This window comes from Maribrevibacterium harenarium, from assembly GCF_006385675.1.
Lineage (GTDB): Bacteria > Pseudomonadota > Gammaproteobacteria > Pseudomonadales > Marinomonadaceae > Marinomonas > Marinomonas harenarium.
Genome location: NZ_VFRR01000007.1, coordinates 1 through 17,677 on the forward strand (window position 1 = coordinate 1; position 17,677 = coordinate 17,677).

The following is a 17,677-nucleotide window of genomic DNA, read 5'->3' on the forward strand; positions in this document are numbered from 1 at the left end:
GGCCGACTCATGCCGAAATCAGTGGCCAGATGATACCGAAATGGGTGGCTGACTCATACCGAAATCGCTGGCTCGATCATCCCGAAATACGCAGCTGCGGCATGCCTGCTCTATTAGAGTATTTAGGTACGTCTCCGGTCGCTAAATTCTCTAGCTACGATTTGTCAGTGGTCCCCTTGTTTTTGCTAATGGGTGAGCTGGCCACCCGCTCAGGGATTACGACCCAGTTATTTCGTACTTGTAACACTTGGGTAGGGCGTCAAAAAGGCGGTATCGCCATGGCTGCTGTCGCGGGCTGCGCCGCGTTTGATGCCATTTGTGGTTCATCCCTAGCAACCGCGTCGACCATGGGTAAAGTGGCTTTACCCGAGATGCGTCGTTTGAATTATGCCGGCAGCTTGGCGGCTGGTTCATTAGCGGCGGGTGGCACCTTAGGTATTTTGATTCCACCTTCGATGGTGCTGATTATCTTTGCAGTATTGACCGAGCAGAACATTTCGAAAATGTTTATTGCCGCCTTTATTCCCGGATTCTTAGCGGCGGCTGGCTACATGTTGACCATCGCTATTTATGTGCGCCTATACCCAGAAGCGGGCCCACGGGGTGAAAAAACTACCTGGGCGCAAAAAATTCGCTCCACTAAGGATGTTTGGCACATCACGACCATCTTCTTGATCGTACTTGGTGGCATTTATATGGGGATTTTCACCCCTACCGAAGCGGCGTCTGTTGGTGTGGTACTCACCGCTATTTTGGCTGTCACTCATGGCAAAATGCGTATGGAAGGATTCATTTCCAGTTTAGTGAAGACTGCAGTGTCTTCGGCGATGATCTTCTTCATCGTACTGGGTGCCGACGTGTTCAGCGTATTTATCGCTCTGTCTAAACTGCCAGATGTTGGGGTGGAGCTGCTCACCAATTCAGGCTTGTCACCCTATACCATTTTGGTGGTGATGCTGATCACCTACCTGATCATGGGCTGTTTCCTAGATAGTTTAGCGATGATTTTGTTAACGATTCCGATCTACTTTCCCATCATTATGGCGATGGATTTCGGTATTCCGGCGGCGGATTTGGGGATTTGGTTTGGCATTATCGCCTTGGTGGTGGTCGAAGTCGGTCTAATTACACCGCCGGTGGGTATGAACATCTTTATCATTAAGTCATTCGACCAGTCTTTACCATTGAAAGAATGCTTTAAAGGAGTCGTTCCCTTCCTGCTTTCAGACTTTGTGCGCGTTGCGTTATTGGTGCTCTTCCCAAGCATCACCTTGGGCTTAGTGCACGCTATCGGTTAATTGCTCAGGCTCCAGCTAGCAATTAAATTTGGGGGGGTAAACTTACCCCCTATTTTTTAACAATTTCATCTAATAACAGTTTTGCAGTTCATCGAAACTCAGGCTTGTATTACAATTACACGCTTTCATAAAAGCCGCGAAGTTAGGATATCTCATGCAAGATGACAATAAGAGTAATGATCAGAGCATTGATTTTGGCGTGCTCAATGAATTCTTAGGTTATCGCCTACGCCGGGCGCAAATGAATTTCTTCTCTAAATTTGCTGAAGTGTGCTCTGATCTGGGCATTTCTCCAGGTCTATTTGCTGTATTAGCGATCGTAGAGCGTAACCCAGGACTCACTCAAACAGCAGTAGCCCAAGTGCTTGGCAATGACCGTTCCGCCATGGTGGCCGCAGTCGATAAACTAGAGCATAAAAATCTACTCGAACGCCGCCCGGCTAAAAATGACCGTCGCTCCTATGCGTTGTTTATGACCGAGCATGGTACAGAGTTTTTCGCTACGTTAGTTGAGCGTGTAACCAGTTACGAGAATGAAATGGCCAAACGCCTAAAAGACGAAGATGAGCGTTTGTGGTTATTGGATGTATTGGAACGACTTGCCAAATAATCTCTAATAAATCTCAGCGATCAATAAAAAAACCAGAGCCTGTTCAAGACTCTGGTTTTTTTATATTTGGCAGATCAAGCGCTTTTGGTTTAGCTATTGCGACGGGCAGCAATCTCTTCACGACGCACACGCTGAGCCAATTTATCCAAAATACCATTTACATATTTATGGCTTTCGGTAGCGCCAAAGGATTTGGCTAGCTCAACGCCTTCGTTGATGGCAACACGGTACGGCACATCAAGACGCTCAACTAACTCGTAAGCACCGATACGCAGTGTCGCAAGCTCAATTGCATCTAACTCTGCTAATGGGCGGTCAAGAAAGGGCTGAAAGTGACCATCAAGCTCCTTCGCTTTACGAGTCACTCCTTGCAACAACTCACGGAAGTAGAGTTTATCGCAAGAAGCCAAGTCTTGTTCGATAGCAAACTGCGCTTCGATTTCATTGACTGGGCCATGATTTAATTGCCACTGGTAGATTGCCTGTAAGGCAAAGCTACGGGAAGCGCTGCGTAATTGGGAGCGCGAAGGTTTTTTCGGCTTGTTCGCTTTATCTTGCTCACTCATCGATTATTGGCCTTCCAACTCACGCAATACGGCAACGGTTTCCAATGCCGAAAGCGCTGCTTCACCACCTTTGTTACCCGCTTTGGTACCAGCACGCTCAATGGCTTGCTCAATCGTATCGACGGTCAACACGCCAAAAGACACAGGAATACCATATTGTAGCGCCAACTGACCAAGGCCTTTGACACATTCACCGGCTACATATTCAAAGTGTGGTGTACCACCGCGAATTACAGCACCGAGAGCGATGATCGCATCGTATTTGCCCTGGTCAGCAACTTTTTTCACTACCACTGGGATCTCAAATGCACCTGGTGCATAAATCACAGTAATGTCTTCTTTTTTGATACCGTGACGGTACAGGGTATCGATCGCACCCTCTTTTAAACTTTCAACAATGTAGCTGTTGAAGCGGCCAACAACGAGGGCGAACTTCGCTCCAGGTGCGGCAAAGTGACCTTCGTAAGTGGTAATCTCGCTCATATCTGCCTCTAACTCTTACAATTCATCGGCACGCACAGGCGCACCTTTGTAGGGAATAAATTCTACGGTTTCTAAATCAAAACCCGTAACCGAAAACTTGCGTGGTGAACTAAGTAGGCGCATTTGGCGCACACCAAGATCACGTAAAATCTGGGAGCCAGTCCCTACCGTTAGGTAAGTACCAGAGCCGCTCTTATCTGCACCTTTTCCTGCCGGTGGATTCAAGCTAACAGAAAAACTTTCTGCCAAATCTGTTGGTTTATCCGCTGAATCAACCAATACCACCACACCACTACCTTGCTTGGCAATGTAGTCTAACGCGCCAAGCATCGACCATTTGGGTTCCCCACCAGCGACCGTAATACCTGCCACATCACGGGCTGGGTCGCGTACGTGTACCCGTACATAAGTCGGCTCTTCAGAGTTAAGCTCGCCCTTCACAAAGGCAAGATGACTAAGGCCTTGTACAGTATCCCGATAGGTAATCAAGTTGAAGTCACCCACTTCGGTGGTCACCGTTTGCTCGCTCTCGCGCTGCACAGTCGTTTCGTTTAGGGTGCGGTAATGGATCAGATCCGCGATTGTACCAATTTTTATGCCGTGTTTCTCGGCAAACTTTTCCAAATCTGGGCGACGGGCCATAGTTCCATCGTCATTGATGATTTCCACAATAACAGAAGCCGCCTCATAGCCTGCCATACGAGCTAAATCACAACCCGCTTCGGTATGACCAGCACGGCTTAACACACCACCAGGACGAGCCATTAATGGGAACACATGTCCTGGTTGCACAATATCTTTCGGCTGAGCATTGGCAGCGACGGCACGCTTAATGGTTAAAGCGCGATCAGCTGCCGAAATACCGGTGGTCACGCCTTCGGCGGCTTCGATAGATAGGGTAAAGTTAGTGCTGTACACCGTACCATTGTTATTTACCATCAGCGGCAAATTCAATTGTTCGCAACGCTGTTGGGTTAGGGTTAAACAGATCAAACCACGGGCGTGAACCGCCATAAAATTCACGATTTCAGGGGTAATGCATTCGGCGGCGACAATCAGGTCGCCTTCATTTTCTCGATCTTCGTCATCCATCAGAATGACCATTTTGCCTTGACGCATATCCGCCAAGATTTCTTCGATGGTATTTAATGCCATTGTCTTACCTATGGGTATTTGTTCTTGTTAACGGCGACGGTCGCCAAAACCTTGTTCAGCTAACCAAGCCTGAGTCAGGGACGATTTGCTCTCGGTCGACGTTGCTACAGGTTGCAGCAGTCGTTCTAAATAACGGGCAATCTGATCCACTTCCACATTCACCTGCTGCCCCACCTGGTAGTGACGCATAATAGTTTGGGCAGCGGTATGGGGGACGATACTGAGTTCAAACTCATCGTCGTCTACCCCAGTAACCGTAAGACTTGTGCCGTCTACCGTGATGGAGCCTTTCAATGCAATATAGCGCATTAATGGGGCAGATACTTTGATCTTATAGCGGATCGAGCGCGCATCGGGCCAAATTGCGGTGATTTCACCCACTGCATCCACATGACCACTGACCAAATGCCCCCCTAAACGAGACTGTGGCGTCAGGGCTTTTTCTAAGTTCACTGCCTGCCCCACTTGCCAATGGCTCAAGGTCGTATGAGCCAAAGTTTCCGCTGACACATCTGCCCAGTAGGCATTGCCTTCCAGCCGGGTCACAGTTAGGCAAACGCCATTGGTAGCGATACTGTCACCTAGATTCACATCGCTCATATCCAATTTTCCGGTACGGACTTTTAGGCTTATGTCGCCGCCTTTACGTTGACTTTGCGCCACCTCACCGACAGCTTCAATAATTCCGGTAAACATAATTAAGCGTCGTCTTCCTCATCATCGTAGTTTGGCACGTAAACCAGCTTCAGATCCGCACCGATTTTGCGTACATCCACTAGGTCAAGGTTGACCGCCTCTGCCATGTTCTCGATCGGCAAGCGTAGTAGCGGGCGGGCTTCTGAACCCAGTAGCTTCGGTGCCATATAGACCACTAGCTCATCCACTAAACCTGCCAGTAAAAAGGCACCTGCAAGTTCCGCTCCGGTTTCTACCAATACCTCGTTAATGCCCTCATCCGCTAACTGTCCCATGGCTTCAACCAAATCTAAACGGCCATCTTCTCCCAGCGGGAGAGGACGTAACGCCACTCCTTTCTGAGTCAGTAGGGCAACATGTTCAGGCTCAGCTTCTTCCTCATCGAAGAACACACAAACTTGGTTGGTTGGGTACAGAATTTTGGCTTCAGGTGGCACCGACAGGGCGGTATCCATAATGACCCGTAGCGGCTGACGAACTTGATCCGGCTTGCACAGCTGATCTTGGGCATCGATACGAACTGTCATGCTCGGGTCATCCATAATGACCGAGCCAATACCGGTGACAATGGCACTGGATTGAGCTCGCAGGCGCTGTACATCTAACCGGGCTTCAGGGCCGGTAATCCATTGGCTCTCTCCTGATTCCATTGCAGTGCGGCCATCTAGGCTCATGGCAAGCTTCACGCGGACAAAGGGCAAGCCCTCTTCCATGCGTTTGATAAATCCAGGATTAAGAGCACGACATTCTGTTTCAAGAACCGGACCAATCACTTCGATGCCTGCATCACGCAGCTTCGCCAGACCACGACCAGCCACTTCTGGGTTGGGGTCTTGCATACCAAACACTACACAGGCAACACCTGCTTTGATTAAGGCATCGGCGCAAGGAGGTGTTTTGCCTTGATGACTACAGGGTTCAAGGGTGACGTAAGCCGTGGACCCTGTCACGTCAGCAGCGGCATTAGCCAAGGCATTGACTTCGGCATGACCTTCCCCGGCGACCTTGTGGAAGCCTGAGCCAATGACTTGACCGTCTTTCACCAGTACACAACCCACCCGCGGATTTGGGTGAGTGGTACGCAAGCCTTGTTTCGCTAAACGAATCGCCTGCGCCATAAATTCAGAGTGATTAGCCACTTAGTTCTCCTGAGGCGGGGTGTTATTGCTGTTTTCTAGACGGTCGATCTCGTCACGAAACTCGCTGATATCTTTGAAGCTGCGGTATACCGACGCAAAACGCACATAGGCCACTTGATCTAAACCTTTGAGTGCTTCCATCACCGCCTCACCAATGACCCGAGAGGGCAATTCCCGTTCCCCAGTAGCTTGCAAGCGTTCTTTGACGTGGGTAATGGCGGTTTCAATGGCTTCAGTGCTAACTGGGCGTTTTTCCAGCGCTTTGAGAATCCCAGAGCGCAGTTTGTCTTCGTCAAAGGCTTCACGGCTACCGTCATTTTTGATCAATTTCGGCATTTGCAGCTCGGCAACTTCAAAGGTAGTAAAACGTTCCTGACAGTGACTACAAGCACGCCGACGACGCACCTGCGCCCCTTCGGAAACCAGACGAGAATCGAGAACTTTGGTATCTTGCGTACCACAAAAAGGACAGCGCATGTTGGTTCCAATAATTGGCAAATTTGCGTACGATAGCAGCCCAACTTGAGGGACTGAAATTGTCCTTGAATGATACCAACCCCTGCCCCTTATGGCTACTAAAGCCCAACAGTAACGCGCTTGGGAATGGCTTTTTCGCCCGCTGCCATGGAGCTTTTCAACGATGCCGTTTGCCGAATTATCTGGTCTAGTCGCTGCGTTGTGCTGGACTATTTCAAGCTTGCTCGCACCCAAGCTGATCGCTCACCTTGGCACACTGCGTTTTAATACCTTACGTATTAGTTTTGCCGCCTTGGCACTATGGTTAATTAGCTACACGGGGAATATTGAGTGGCAGACCTTGACGCCATTCTTACCACTACTGCTGCTGTCTGGGGTCATCGGTATTTTTATTGGGGACAATTGTTTGTTCAGTGCCGTGAACCGTATTGGCCCCCGCCGCGCTGGGGTGTTATTTGCCATGAATGCTCCCTTTTCGATCTTGCTGGCATGGCTGTTTCTGGGGGAAAGCCTTTCTGGCTGGGAACTGCTGTTTTGTGGCGTGGTGCTGATCGGCGTTATCATCGCTATTTTATTTGGGCGCAAAGGTCAAACCCACGAATGGGAAAATACCAAGGGCTCTCTCAGTGTTGCTATCGCCATTGCGCTAACCGCTGCCCTCTGCCAAGCCAGCGGAGCTTTACTCGCCAAACCTGCACTTTTAGCTGGCGTTGATCCGATCTTAGCGTCAGCCATACGAGTAAGCGCAGGAGCACTAGCATTGGTAACCGCTTACCGTTTTTTTAGCGCTTCACAATCTACGGGACAAACCATACGACCGCTCGAAATGCCATTACACTTATGGCTGCGTTTAATGGTCGTCGCCACTGTAGGGATGGTGATCGGCATGAGTGTATTGGTGTGGGGGGTCGGCAACGCCGATGTTGGCTTAGTCACTACCTTGTCTGCCACGGTGCCCGTATTAATCTTGCCGGGACTCTGGCTCACTACAAAACAACGCCCCGCCCTTGGTGCTTGGTTAGGGGCCATTTTGGTGGTTTGCGGCGCTGCGGGGATTATTCTGCATTAGCACTTGTTGTGCTATGCTAAGGCCATATTTTTCGCTTTAGATTAAGTCCTTGATGGCTTGATCGATTCACTCAACTCAGGAACAGACAGAACCTTATGGCACAGTTTGTATACAGTATGAATCGCGTGGGCAAGATCGTTCCGCCAAAACGCGAAATTCTTAAAGACATTTCCCTTTCTTTCTTCCCCGGTGCCAAGATCGGTGTCTTGGGTCTAAACGGCTCAGGTAAATCCAGCCTATTGCGCATCATGGCTGGCGTGGATAAAGAATATAACGGTGAAGCCCGCCCTATGCCGGGTATCAAGATCGGCTACTTGCCCCAAGAGCCAGAGCTAGATAACAGCAAAGACGTGCGCGGTATCGTCGAAGAAGCGGTTGCTGACGTAAAACAAGCCCTTGTGCGCTTGGATGAGGTTTATGCGGCATATGCTGACCCAGATGCGGATTTCGATGCCCTTGCCAAAGAACAAGGTGAGCTAGAAAACCTGATCACTGCTAAAGACGGCCATAATCTCGATCGTGCTTTGGAAGTAGCCGCCGATGCACTACGTCTGCCACCTTGGGATGCCAGTGTCGAACACCTATCTGGTGGTGAGCGTCGCCGTGTTGCCCTATGTCGTTTGTTGCTAGAAAAACCAGATATGATTCTGCTGGACGAACCAACCAACCACTTGGATGCCGAATCCGTCGCTTGGTTGGAACGCTTCCTGAAAGATTACCCCGGTACCGTGGTAGCCATTACTCACGACCGTTACTTCTTGGATAACGCCGCAGGCTGGATTCTTGAACTAGACCGTGGTCACGGCATTCCATACGAAGGTAACTACTCTTCTTGGTTGGAGCAAAAAAATGCCCGCCTAGAGATGGAAGCCAAGCAACAAGCAGCTCACAACAAAGCTATTAAGTCTGAGTTGGAATGGGTACGTCAGAATGCCAAGGGCCGCCAATCTAAGTCTAAAGCTCGTCTAGCACGCTTTGAAGAAATGAACTCCCGTGAGTTCCAAGAGCGTAACGAAACCAACGAGTTGTACATTCCACCTGGCCCACGTTTGGGTAACAAAGTCATCGAGATCGAAAATGTTTCCAAAGGTTTCGATGGCCGCATGTTGGTAGAAGACTTCAACATGGTCGTGCCACCAGGTGCGATCGTGGGTGTTATCGGTGGGAACGGTGCCGGTAAATCAACCCTGTTCAAAATGATTGCCGGCATCGAGCAACCAGATACCGGTACGGTAACAATCGGTGAAACGGTACAACTGGCTTACGTTGATCAGATGCGTGAGCTGGACGGCGAGAAGACCGTATTCGAAGAAATCTCCGATGGTCAGGACATGATCACGGTAAACAACTGGAAAGTACCTTCCCGTGCCTATATTGGCCGTTTCAACTTCAAAGGCTCTGACCAACAGAAGCTAGTAAAACACTTGTCCGGTGGTGAGCGTAACCGTCTTCACCTAGCCAAGTTGTTGAAAGAAGGCGGCAACGTTTTGCTATTGGACGAACCGACCAACGACCTAGACGTGGAAACCTTGCGCGCCCTAGAGGAAGCGCTACTCGCTTTCCCTGGCTCAGCGATTGTGATTTCCCACGACCGTTGGTTCCTTGACCGAGTTGCTACTCACATCCTAGCCTACGAGGGTGATTCGAAAGTCGTATTCTTTGAAGGTAACTACCAAGAATACGAAGTGGATTACAAAGCTCGTACCGGTAAAGATGCGACGCCAACCCGTATTAAGTACAAGAGAATCGACGCTTAATTCGGTTTTGATCGATAACAAACGCCCAGCATTTGCTGGGCGTTTTTGTTTACATCGACAGGGAAAGTCCTGCTATGATGTGTGCGCAATAATCACAAGAGCAAGTTTGCATGCAAGCGGAACAGGAACATCTCAGAGATTATGTCAGCCGTCAGGGGTTAGCGGCTGAGCCCAACCTTTATCAAGAATATCTAGTCCTATGGCAGCGCTTTCGCTATGTGGCTTGGGGGCTGATGGCCGTCGCCATCTTTCTCGGTATCAGTGCGAACTTGGCAGTATTTCGTGCTGGTGACAACCAAGGCAATATTTTTATCTTGCTGTTCCTACTTCTCGCGCCCAACTTCTTCAGTTTGTTGCTATGGCTCTACTCCTTAGCCAAACACCCCAGTCCCATTTATGAGCTCTGCCAATGGGGAGCGAAACTGGCAACGAAAATTCCTTTTATCGAAGTATCGAAAAGCCCTTCTACCCAACAGTGTTTGGTTGGCTACATTTTTCAGAATCCCTACGGACAATGGCTAGCCGCATCCGTCACCCACGGTTTTTGGTTCATTTATCTACTGGTTGGCAGCGTCACTTTTGCGCTCTATCTCAGCTTCAATCAGGTCTCTTTTTATTGGGAAACCACGCTGCTGAATGAGTCACACTTTTTAGCACTAACCCATGCATTAAGCATTATTCCGGGCTGGTTTGGCTTAGCCGAGCCATCTGCTCAGGCGCTTACTCACAGCCAGTTAGGTAGCGAACAAAGCCAAGAAATACGCCTACTGTGGGCCGTCTGGTTGTTGGTTTGCGTGGTGCTGTATGGCGTGCTGCCTCGAGTCTTCTTATGGCTCTTATGTACTGGGTTATATGTCACCACCAAACGGCGCTACCTGCGCTCAAAGACACTTGCGAGCTACCACCAGCAGTGGCATCACCAAGTTCTCGATCCGGATACGGCGCCACCAGCTAATCCAAATCATCCGCCCCAAGGAGCAGAACTCTTACCTCTAACCAGCATTCCCAGCCATGGCGGTTTATTCAGCTTCGAATGGCAAGATGATGTACCAACAGAATTACGCCACTTAGCCTACAGCGCGGTTAACAATCGCGACGAACAACAGACCTGCCTCGATTTTTTAGCTCAAACCAAAGAGCCAGTCATGATGTTGTTGCCTTGTACCACCGCTCCTGATCGCGGAAGCCGCCGGTTTCTGCAACAGGTATCACAACATGACGATATGGTATTTGTGCTAGCCAATCGTCCCTATCAGCTCGCTTGGCAACAGCTACTATGCCAATTGAGTGTTGCACCAGCGCGCTTGTACCGGTTCAGCGAGACTCAGGAGAACTAAGATGCCTATTCGTTTACTGATAGTTGGTCATGCCAACACCGGCAAAACCTCGCTGATTCGAACTTTGTTACGTAGCGCAGACTTTGGTGAAGTGGCCGACTATGCTGGCACTACACGCCATGTTGAAGAGGTTTCCTTGACTATCAATGGTCAAGAATACCTCACTCTCGTGGACACGCCGGGGTTAGAAGATTCCATCGGCCTATGGGATGCCTATCAAGGCAGCAAATGTACAGATTCTGGGCTAACCAAGCTCACGCAATTATTCGACGCCCCGGTATTTGCCGACGAATATAGCCAAGAGCACAAAGTGATTCGCCAGCTATCCCAATGCGATTTGATTTTGTATGTGATAGATGCCCGTCAAGCCCCCTTGGGCAAATACCAAGACGAGCTGAGCTTGTTAGCGCTGGCGAATAAACCCATTGTGCCGATACTGAACTTTAGTCATGGCAGCGACAACAAACTCAATGAGTGGAAGAGTCTACTGGCAACTAGGCACCATCACACAATCATCAAATACGATACGGTGGCGTTTTATTTTGAAGATGAAAAGCGCCTGTATCAGGCACTACAAAGCTTGCTACCCGATGCTTACGAGGAAATACAACGTCTCAGCGAAGAACGTCAACGGCAAGCCGAACAGCGCCAAGAGCTAGGCCTGCAGCAGCTACTAAGACTCTTGATCGACTGCGCCACCTATCGCTTAGTCAGCAACGATTATCCTATTTCCCGAGGTAAACGAGAGTTTTTCCAGCAACATATTCGGGAACGGGAACAAGGTTACCTTAACGCTATTCTGACGCTTTACGATTTCCACCAAGCAGACTTACAGAGCAGCGAGCTAGCGGTTCAAAAAGAACAATGGCAACATGACTTATTTGCCCCGGATACCCTAAAAAAATGGGGCGTCAACAGCGCTACCTATGCCACTACAGGAGCTGCTATTGGAGCAGGCATTGATATCTTATCGGCAGGATTATCGTTGGGCACGGCGACCACCATTGGAGCCTTAGTTGGTGCCGGCTGGCAGACAGGAAAAACTTACAAAGATGCCCTGATGACGCGCCTTACTGGACGCTGTTTGATTCGCATTGACCACCCGACTCTGTTGCTATTGTGTATGCGAGGAGTCGCCGTATTGCGCCATTTCCATCATCGAGGACATGCTAGTCAGACTCCTTACCAACTGCCGCAAGGCTTAGAGCAAGAAACCTTAACGCCACCGTTACAGCAAGAATTGGATCGCCAGCTAAGCAAGATTGGGCAGCATCTAAATTGGTATCAGCAACCGATTGACTATCAACACCCGACAATACGTAAACTAAGGCAAGTACTGGAACAGTTGCTGGCTTAACTCTTCCAGCGCAGCTGACACCAAGCCTGCTGTTCAGCGTTATCAAAAAACGACCAGGCAATAAAGCGGCTGATTTTCTGCCCCTGTGCCATTTCGATGATACGCACCTGTTTCGCACCGACCTGCTGCAAACGCTGTTGCAGCGGCGCTAAATTGTCCTTGCGGGCGACTAGGGACGTGAACCAAAGGCAACGCTGTCCTACTGGCACGCTTTCATCAATCATACGCAACAAAAAGCCCACTTCTCCGCCGTCACACCAAAGTTCTTTTGACTGTCCGCCAAAGTTCAGCGTCACTTCCGCTGTGTCATCCCCTTTCAAGCCTCGCCATTTACGACGATTCTCACTAGCCATGGTGGCTTCGCTGGCGTGAAACGGTGGATTACACAAAGTCAGGTCGAAATAATCGTCGTTTTCCCAAACGCCTTGAAAAATATGGGATTCGTCGGTCTGTTGGCGTAACTGAATGCGTTTTTTCAGACTCGCATTGGCTTGCAAAATGGCGCTTGCTGCACCAATCGCAATAGGGTTTACGTCAGAGCCAACCAAATGCCAACCGTACTCCTTGGTTGCCACAATGGGGTACACACAGTTAGCCCCGGTTCCCACATCCAGCACACGCACTTGTTTACCCCGAGGAATATGACCACCATTGCTATCCGCCAATAAATCAGCCAGATAGTGGATGTAATCCGCTCGCCCTGGAATTGGTGGACACAGATAGCCTTCCGGAATGTCCCAGAAAGTCACACCATAAAAGTGGTTCAATAGGGCCTTATTGAGCGCTTTAACCGCATTAGGGTCAGCAAAATCTATGGTTTGGTTACCGTATTGGTTGGTTTTTACGAAGGGCGCCAACTCTGGGCAGGAATCAGCCAATAGCGGGAAATTATAACGGGCACGATGTGGATTACGCGGGTGTAAACGTAGCTTTTCTTTACCCTTGGCGGTTCGCCCCTTGTGGTTCTTCATCGCTGCTGTGTGACCCGTTTTTTTGACCATGTGCTTTGTGTTATCGCAAAAAGAAACCAGTATACCCGATTTTTTTCACACAGGCTCCGGGTGCGGGATCAGATCCCGCACCACTTGAGCACACAGTTGTCGCAACCAGTCGCCACCCGCATCCGCTGTTAAGGCCTTCGGCCACGCCAAATAATAGTGGGTATCCGCAAAATGAAACGGCAATGGGCGAATCGCTAAGCCAAATTGTTGGGCAAAGCGTTGCGATAACAAACCACTGGTACTCAGTAAGAGTTGTGTACGCCCGACGGTTTCTAAGGCGGCTAAAAAATGTGGCGTCTTAAACGCAAAGCGGCGCTCCCGTGCCCGTTCGCCGAGGGCGTCGTTACTAAATATGCGTGCCCCGCCCCCCATGTTTACCAACACATGGCTGTAGCTTAAGTAATCATCTAAGGTAATTTGCTCTTGCTGTGCCAGTGGGTGATCTTTTGCCATCACACAACAAAATTTCTCCCGACCCAGTAGCATGCGTTCAAAGTGCGGTGGCACCTGAATATATTCAGAACAGAGCACCGCATCGATATTGGCTTCGCTTTGCTGTAACAAGCTAATTTCCCCTACCGTCGCGGTTTCCAATGAGGCTTGGGGGGCTTGCCGATAGAAACGGGATGCGATTTCCGGCACATAGGCTTGGGCTTGATAATGGGTTGTTTGTAGCCGAAAGGTACGATCACTGGTGGCCGGGTGAAATGGCCGAATCGTGTGTAGGCTCGCCATTTGTTCAAGCATGGCCCGCACCGGAGCTTCTAGGGCGATCGCCTTGGCAGTGGGCACCATACCTTTACTGGTACGAATAAATAATGGATCGGCAAAGGCATCACGCAAACGATTCAGTAAACGACTCATGGCAGATTGGGTAATAAACAAACGATCTGCGGCGCGCCCCACATTACACTCTTCCAACAAATACAGCAGCCCTGTGAGGCTTTTTAAGTCCAAATGTTGAATCCCTGTTGGCAGCATAGCATTTCTCGCTTTAGTCATAATGCTTAGGTCTATTATGCATTGGATACTCATTTTGCAAAAGGTCATGATGCCAACGATGGCAAGCAGGGGGTATTTATGGCGACAGCAGCAAGTTTCTTTTGTCTAGGTTTATTTTTTAGCAGCATAACCGTGCTGTTTTGGGGCATGTTACCCATCGCTCTAAAACTATCGGGCGGTTTTTCTGACCCTATTACACTCACTTGGTTACGCTTCACTGTGGCAGGAGCCATCTTGCTGTTATGGCAATGGCAGCGGGGAAAGCTGGGGGAATTTCGTTCCTTGAGTCGCAATCATTGGCTGCGTTTATTTGCTGCGGGCAGCTTTTTGATCGTCAACTATACCTTGTTTGCTTGGAGCCTAGACTTTATGCATCCAGGGAGCGCCCAGTTAAGTTTCCAAACGTCACCTTTATTGCTCGCTTTAGGAAGCCTCATTTTTCTAAAAGAACAAGTCCGTTGGCAGCAGTGGCTGTGCTTTGCAGTACTGGCTGCCGGGATGATCATTTTCTTTCATCCCGTACTGAGGGGCGATCTGCCCGGCGATAGCAGCACCATTGCCCTTGGCTTTGGGATTGTTCAGGTTTCTGCGGCAAGCTGGTGTGTGTATGCCCTTTTGCAAAAATCGCTATATCACCGTTTGTCCTCTGCCAATATTCTATTAGCTATTTACCTGTTTGCACTGGTGGTCATGCTGCCATTTACCCATCCAGCCGAGCTCGTCCTTATGTCTACCACAGATATGCTGATCGCGGGTTTTTGCTGTCTTAATACGGTGATTGCTTACGGTGCATTCGCCCAAGCGATGCGCTACTGGCAGACCGTCCAGGTGAGTGCGGCAGTGGCGCTTACCCCCATCGCTGCCTTTATTCTGACGGAAGTAAGTGTCAGCCTAAGTTGGTGGCCCGAGGTTATTACTTCTTCCCATGCAGATAGTTTGAGTCTGTTCGGCATGGGCTTAGTGGTGAGTGCCGCTATTACGGTACAGCTCCTGAGTGTCCAGTTCGCCAAACAAGCAAACCGCCGAGCGGCAGCGATACAATTGACGGCGGAAACCAAAACGCTGACATAAAGTTGGGACAAGTGGCGAAAAATTGCATAGACTCATGGAAAACACCCAGACGTAATAAGGGGGATTTATATGAGCATAGATGCGCTCACTGTTCGTGATGTCATGTCTTGGGACAAATTTTATGTACATCCAGAGACGTCCATTCACGATTGTGCTCACGCCTTAGCCGAGCACAAATTACCGGGGCTGCCTGTAGCTGACCAACATGGTCGTCTAGTGGGTTTTGTGTCCGAACAAGATTTGCTGCCAGCCTTGCTACAAGCGGTGTATTACGGCCAACGTGCCGGTCGCGTTGATAGTGTCATGCAAAAGAAAACGGCGGCAATCAGCCCAGAGCTGCAAGTCATGCAAGTGGCAAAGATGATGCTAGAGCAAAAGCCTAAGGTTTACCCGGTGGTGGAAGATGATCGCTTAGTAGGCATCATTACCCGCAGCCACATTACCAAGGCGTTGCTGCGTACCCACGAGCACACTTCTCCGGCTTAAAGCCAAAATGGGAACAGGGATAGTCCCAACACCATAGCGATGGCGAGTAAAGTAAAAAGAAACTCTACCGGATTTTCACGGGCATGGGCTAAGGTTCCACGAAGCCAATCTAAACCCGTGATTGGACGAGCCGCCGCAGCTCGCTGTGCTTGATCGGCGGCGATTAGCTCCCGCGCTTTTGCCGCTTGCTCTTTGTCCTTTACCCAAATACCCGCCATAGAGATCTGCCAACGGCCCGCGCTAGTTTCGTAGAACTCGATTTCATGCTCTGCTAACAAGCCACGAATATCATCCGCCTCTTCATCGGGGACGTTTTTTAAACGAAATACTAACTGGGCCACGGGTTACTCCTCTACAGGCGGGCAAGCCTACCAGAGAAATTAAGCGGTTGCCTAGTCAGCCGTTTGTTGAATTACCAAAGTTAGGTAACCCACTTCAAAACCAAACTTGGTAAGAATGGATTCGTTAATCACGGTAGTAGGATTTACGAGATACATTTTATCGTCTACGGCAACTTCCAAGGTATCGCCGTCATAGGGGATTTGCAGCACATAATTCATAAACAACGCATTACCACTGGTGCGTAACTGCCCCGTACCGGTGACATCTCCTGCGGTAGCGGAATACGCATTTGCGCCTTGAGGTGTGAGCGTCCAGGTACGACGTTGGCGCTCGCCGTCATCAAACACAAACCACTCATCTAAGGTACCAGCACCTTGCTCCCAACTACCCACTAGGTCGGCATTGAAGTAGCGAATCACATTGCCACCACGGTCTTTTAGAATGCCATGGGCGGTGAGCTTGCCATTAAAGAACTCAGTCACATCGAACTTTGGTTCATTATTAGCGTATTGATCAATGGAGGGGCTGGAACAAGCCACCAACATCCACGACAGAAAGGCGATCACAAGCAAGCGCATAAGGGGCTCCGATTAATTCTCTTCGTATTGATAAAAAATATCGACGCTTTGGTAAGCGCCATCTTGGTTGGCAATATTGCCCCGGCCGGTAAAACGTAGCAGTCGTGGCGTGTCGTCATAAGCAATGATGATGGGGTCGACGATCATGCGTAGCCACCAAGCTTCGGGCGTAATGGCAAAACAGCGGGCTTGGGCCGGTGTCCGCGCCAAGCAATCTACCGCGCCAACGGAAAAGGGCACCACCGATGCACGGCTTGGTACTAGGTAATCAATCTCTAGAGGTTTACCCTCAGATAGCTGCTGCCAATTGGCTTTCACGTACTGATCAAAGCCGGCGTCAACGATGAGGTTATTGGTGATCGGGAAAGTGGCGTTATCCACTTTGGTATCGCTGCTAGCCTGATAACTTAGCGTCAAAGTAGATCCGTCCACCTTGGTGCGGATCACTTCGCCGCGAAGCTGGTTGATTTGCTCAAAGGCAGGTGCATGGCTGGAATCGCGATAATCCAGCAGTTTGGTTGCGAACAAAGCGCCTTTGGGGTCGTGGTACTCTACCGTGTGGTAAGGGGCATCGTAGGCGTGGGTTTCTGTGTAGATCAACTCCCCCGTTTTTAGATCATAGGCCAAACCAACTACCGCTGCGTTGCTAGCAACACTTAAACTCAATGCAAATACACTAAAGCTAACCTGTTTCACAACATCACCTGTCTATTTTTTGAATGCGGTTACTTTGCTTGCACCAAACTTCGATCGAGCCACTTGGTGGCGAGGTAATTGCCACCCAACAGCACCAGCATCCACACCACCCCAAGTAACAATAACGAAAACCACAATGGCTCGGCTAAATTTGCTCCAGTGAGGCGAGCGCCACCCAAATAGCTTAACGGTGGACCAACAAAAGCAGCCCCCGCTAATAACCAAGGTTGCTGACGTGCCCAGCACAAGGCATGGCTAAATAAGGTACCCACCGCCACCCAAAGACATAACAGCCAGAGGGGTGGTAGCAACCAAATGGAGGATGCCCAGTCGGGACCTAAGCGAATCACGCCCTGTCCGATCAATACACCATCAATAATGAGGCCGGCTAGCAAAAACACACCAATTAAGCGCCATTCCCGTGACGTTTCCATGAAATAACGCCAATGGAGTAATAAATAAAGCCCGGTCGACAGCAGCGCCCAGCCGTTGCCTCCCAATACGGACACCAGCCAAACAACCTGAAATGCCAAAGCGCTGTAGAGGGCTTTCATAGG

Annotated in this window: 20 protein-coding genes; 8 read left to right on the top strand and 12 right to left on the bottom strand. The window is 49.8% G+C overall.

What is annotated here, in order from left to right; translation table 11 throughout:
- Window positions 1-29 precede the first annotated feature (29 nt).
- Together FJM67_RS05325 and FJM67_RS05330 are read left to right on the top strand one after the other, a co-directional pair.
- Window positions 30-1,298 (top strand): TRAP transporter large permease, encoded by a 1,269-nt coding sequence (locus tag FJM67_RS05325; RefSeq protein WP_235889994.1) that lies wholly within the window; start codon window positions 30-32, stop codon window positions 1,296-1,298.
- 154 nt (window positions 1,299-1,452) lie between these two features.
- On the top strand, window positions 1,453-1,908 hold the full coding sequence (locus FJM67_RS05330) for a MarR family winged helix-turn-helix transcriptional regulator (protein WP_140587648.1): 456 nt from the start codon (window positions 1,453-1,455) through the stop codon (window positions 1,906-1,908).
- A gap of 89 nt (window positions 1,909-1,997) precedes the next feature.
- Here FJM67_RS05330 and nusB read toward each other — a convergent pair whose 3' ends face one another.
- From nusB to nrdR, 6 genes are read right to left on the bottom strand one after another with little or no spacing between them, the layout of a single operon-like run.
- Complete coding sequence (gene nusB / locus FJM67_RS05335; protein WP_140587649.1) at window positions 1,998-2,474, bottom strand: transcription antitermination factor NusB; 477 nt, start codon at window positions 2,472-2,474, stop codon at window positions 1,998-2,000.
- Between the two features lie 3 nt (window positions 2,475-2,477).
- Window positions 2,478-2,957, bottom strand: coding sequence for a 6,7-dimethyl-8-ribityllumazine synthase (gene ribH, locus FJM67_RS05340; protein WP_140587650.1), 480 nt, complete (start codon window positions 2,955-2,957; stop codon window positions 2,478-2,480).
- Window positions 2,958-2,972: 15 nt separating this feature from the next.
- Window positions 2,973-4,112, bottom strand: a complete 1,140-nt coding sequence (gene ribBA / locus FJM67_RS05345; protein ID WP_140587651.1) for a bifunctional 3,4-dihydroxy-2-butanone-4-phosphate synthase/GTP cyclohydrolase II — start codon at window positions 4,110-4,112, stop codon at window positions 2,973-2,975.
- A 27-nt stretch (window positions 4,113-4,139) separates the two neighbouring features.
- The gene (locus FJM67_RS05350; RefSeq protein WP_140587652.1) at window positions 4,140-4,808 is read right to left on the bottom strand and encodes a riboflavin synthase; all 669 of its coding nucleotides are present in this window, start codon (window positions 4,806-4,808) and stop codon (window positions 4,140-4,142) included.
- Window positions 4,809-4,810: 2 nt separating this feature from the next.
- A complete protein-coding gene (ribD, locus tag FJM67_RS05355) occupies window positions 4,811-5,947 on the bottom strand; it encodes a bifunctional diaminohydroxyphosphoribosylaminopyrimidine deaminase/5-amino-6-(5-phosphoribosylamino)uracil reductase RibD (RefSeq protein ID WP_268888260.1) in 1,137 nt (378 codons plus the stop codon).
- Complete coding sequence (gene nrdR, locus FJM67_RS05360; protein WP_140587653.1) at window positions 5,948-6,424, bottom strand: transcriptional regulator NrdR; 477 nt, start codon at window positions 6,422-6,424, stop codon at window positions 5,948-5,950.
- Window positions 6,425-6,587: 163 nt separating this feature from the next.
- Between nrdR and FJM67_RS05365 the strand changes: the two genes are divergently transcribed.
- The 4 genes from FJM67_RS05365 (at window position 6,588) to FJM67_RS05380 (ending at window position 11,944) form a co-directional block, all read left to right on the top strand.
- Window positions 6,588-7,493: a DMT family transporter gene (locus tag FJM67_RS05365; RefSeq protein WP_140587654.1), complete on the top strand. Its 906-nt coding sequence runs from the start codon at window positions 6,588-6,590 to the stop codon at window positions 7,491-7,493.
- 95 nt (window positions 7,494-7,588) lie between these two features.
- Window positions 7,589-9,250: an energy-dependent translational throttle protein EttA gene (gene ettA, locus FJM67_RS05370; RefSeq protein ID WP_140587655.1), complete on the top strand. Its 1,662-nt coding sequence runs from the start codon at window positions 7,589-7,591 to the stop codon at window positions 9,248-9,250.
- Between the two features lie 110 nt (window positions 9,251-9,360).
- A complete protein-coding gene (locus FJM67_RS05375) occupies window positions 9,361-10,587 on the top strand; it encodes a DUF2868 domain-containing protein (RefSeq protein WP_140587656.1) in 1,227 nt (408 codons plus the stop codon).
- Window position 10,588: 1 nt separating this feature from the next.
- Entirely contained in the window at window positions 10,589-11,944 is a 1,356-nt protein-coding gene (locus FJM67_RS05380; RefSeq protein ID WP_140587657.1) for a DUF3482 domain-containing protein, read from the top strand.
- Here the strand turns inward: FJM67_RS05380 and rlmF are convergent.
- The gene (rlmF, locus tag FJM67_RS05385; protein ID WP_407943569.1) at window positions 11,941-12,945 is read right to left on the bottom strand and encodes a 23S rRNA (adenine(1618)-N(6))-methyltransferase RlmF; all 1,005 of its coding nucleotides are present in this window, start codon (window positions 12,943-12,945) and stop codon (window positions 11,941-11,943) included. The two genes, FJM67_RS05380 and rlmF, sit on opposite strands and share 4 nt — an antisense overlap.
- Before the next feature lie 45 nt (window positions 12,946-12,990).
- Window positions 12,991-13,947 (bottom strand): LysR family transcriptional regulator, encoded by a 957-nt coding sequence (locus FJM67_RS05390; RefSeq protein WP_235889989.1) that lies wholly within the window; start codon window positions 13,945-13,947, stop codon window positions 12,991-12,993.
- A 21-nt stretch (window positions 13,948-13,968) separates the two neighbouring features.
- Between FJM67_RS05390 and FJM67_RS05395 the strand changes: the two genes are divergently transcribed.
- Together FJM67_RS05395 and FJM67_RS05400 are read left to right on the top strand one after the other, a co-directional pair.
- A complete protein-coding gene (locus tag FJM67_RS05395; RefSeq protein ID WP_235889990.1) occupies window positions 13,969-15,018 on the top strand; it encodes a DMT family transporter in 1,050 nt (349 codons plus the stop codon).
- Window positions 15,019-15,087: 69 nt separating this feature from the next.
- Window positions 15,088-15,504, top strand: coding sequence for a CBS domain-containing protein (locus FJM67_RS05400; RefSeq protein ID WP_140587658.1), 417 nt, complete (start codon window positions 15,088-15,090; stop codon window positions 15,502-15,504).
- On the opposite strand, the gene FJM67_RS05405 is transcribed toward FJM67_RS05400, so the two are convergent.
- The 4 genes from FJM67_RS05405 to FJM67_RS05420 are packed head-to-tail and all read right to left on the bottom strand — an operon-like array spanning window position 15,501 to window position 17,674.
- A complete protein-coding gene (locus FJM67_RS05405; RefSeq protein ID WP_140587659.1) occupies window positions 15,501-15,845 on the bottom strand; it encodes a DUF6164 family protein in 345 nt (114 codons plus the stop codon). The two genes, FJM67_RS05400 and FJM67_RS05405, sit on opposite strands and share 4 nt — an antisense overlap.
- A gap of 51 nt (window positions 15,846-15,896) precedes the next feature.
- On the bottom strand, window positions 15,897-16,424 hold the full coding sequence (locus tag FJM67_RS05410; RefSeq protein WP_140587660.1) for a DUF3833 domain-containing protein: 528 nt from the start codon (window positions 16,422-16,424) through the stop codon (window positions 15,897-15,899).
- 12 nt (window positions 16,425-16,436) lie between these two features.
- Window positions 16,437-17,120 carry a hypothetical protein gene (locus tag FJM67_RS05415; RefSeq protein WP_140587661.1) on the bottom strand — a complete coding sequence of 228 codons (684 nt, stop codon included), beginning with the start codon at window positions 17,118-17,120 and terminating at the stop codon, window positions 16,437-16,439.
- A 29-nt stretch (window positions 17,121-17,149) separates the two neighbouring features.
- Complete coding sequence (locus FJM67_RS05420; RefSeq protein ID WP_140587662.1) at window positions 17,150-17,674, bottom strand: DUF2878 domain-containing protein; 525 nt, start codon at window positions 17,672-17,674, stop codon at window positions 17,150-17,152.
- Between the last annotated feature and the right edge of the window lie 3 nt (window positions 17,675-17,677).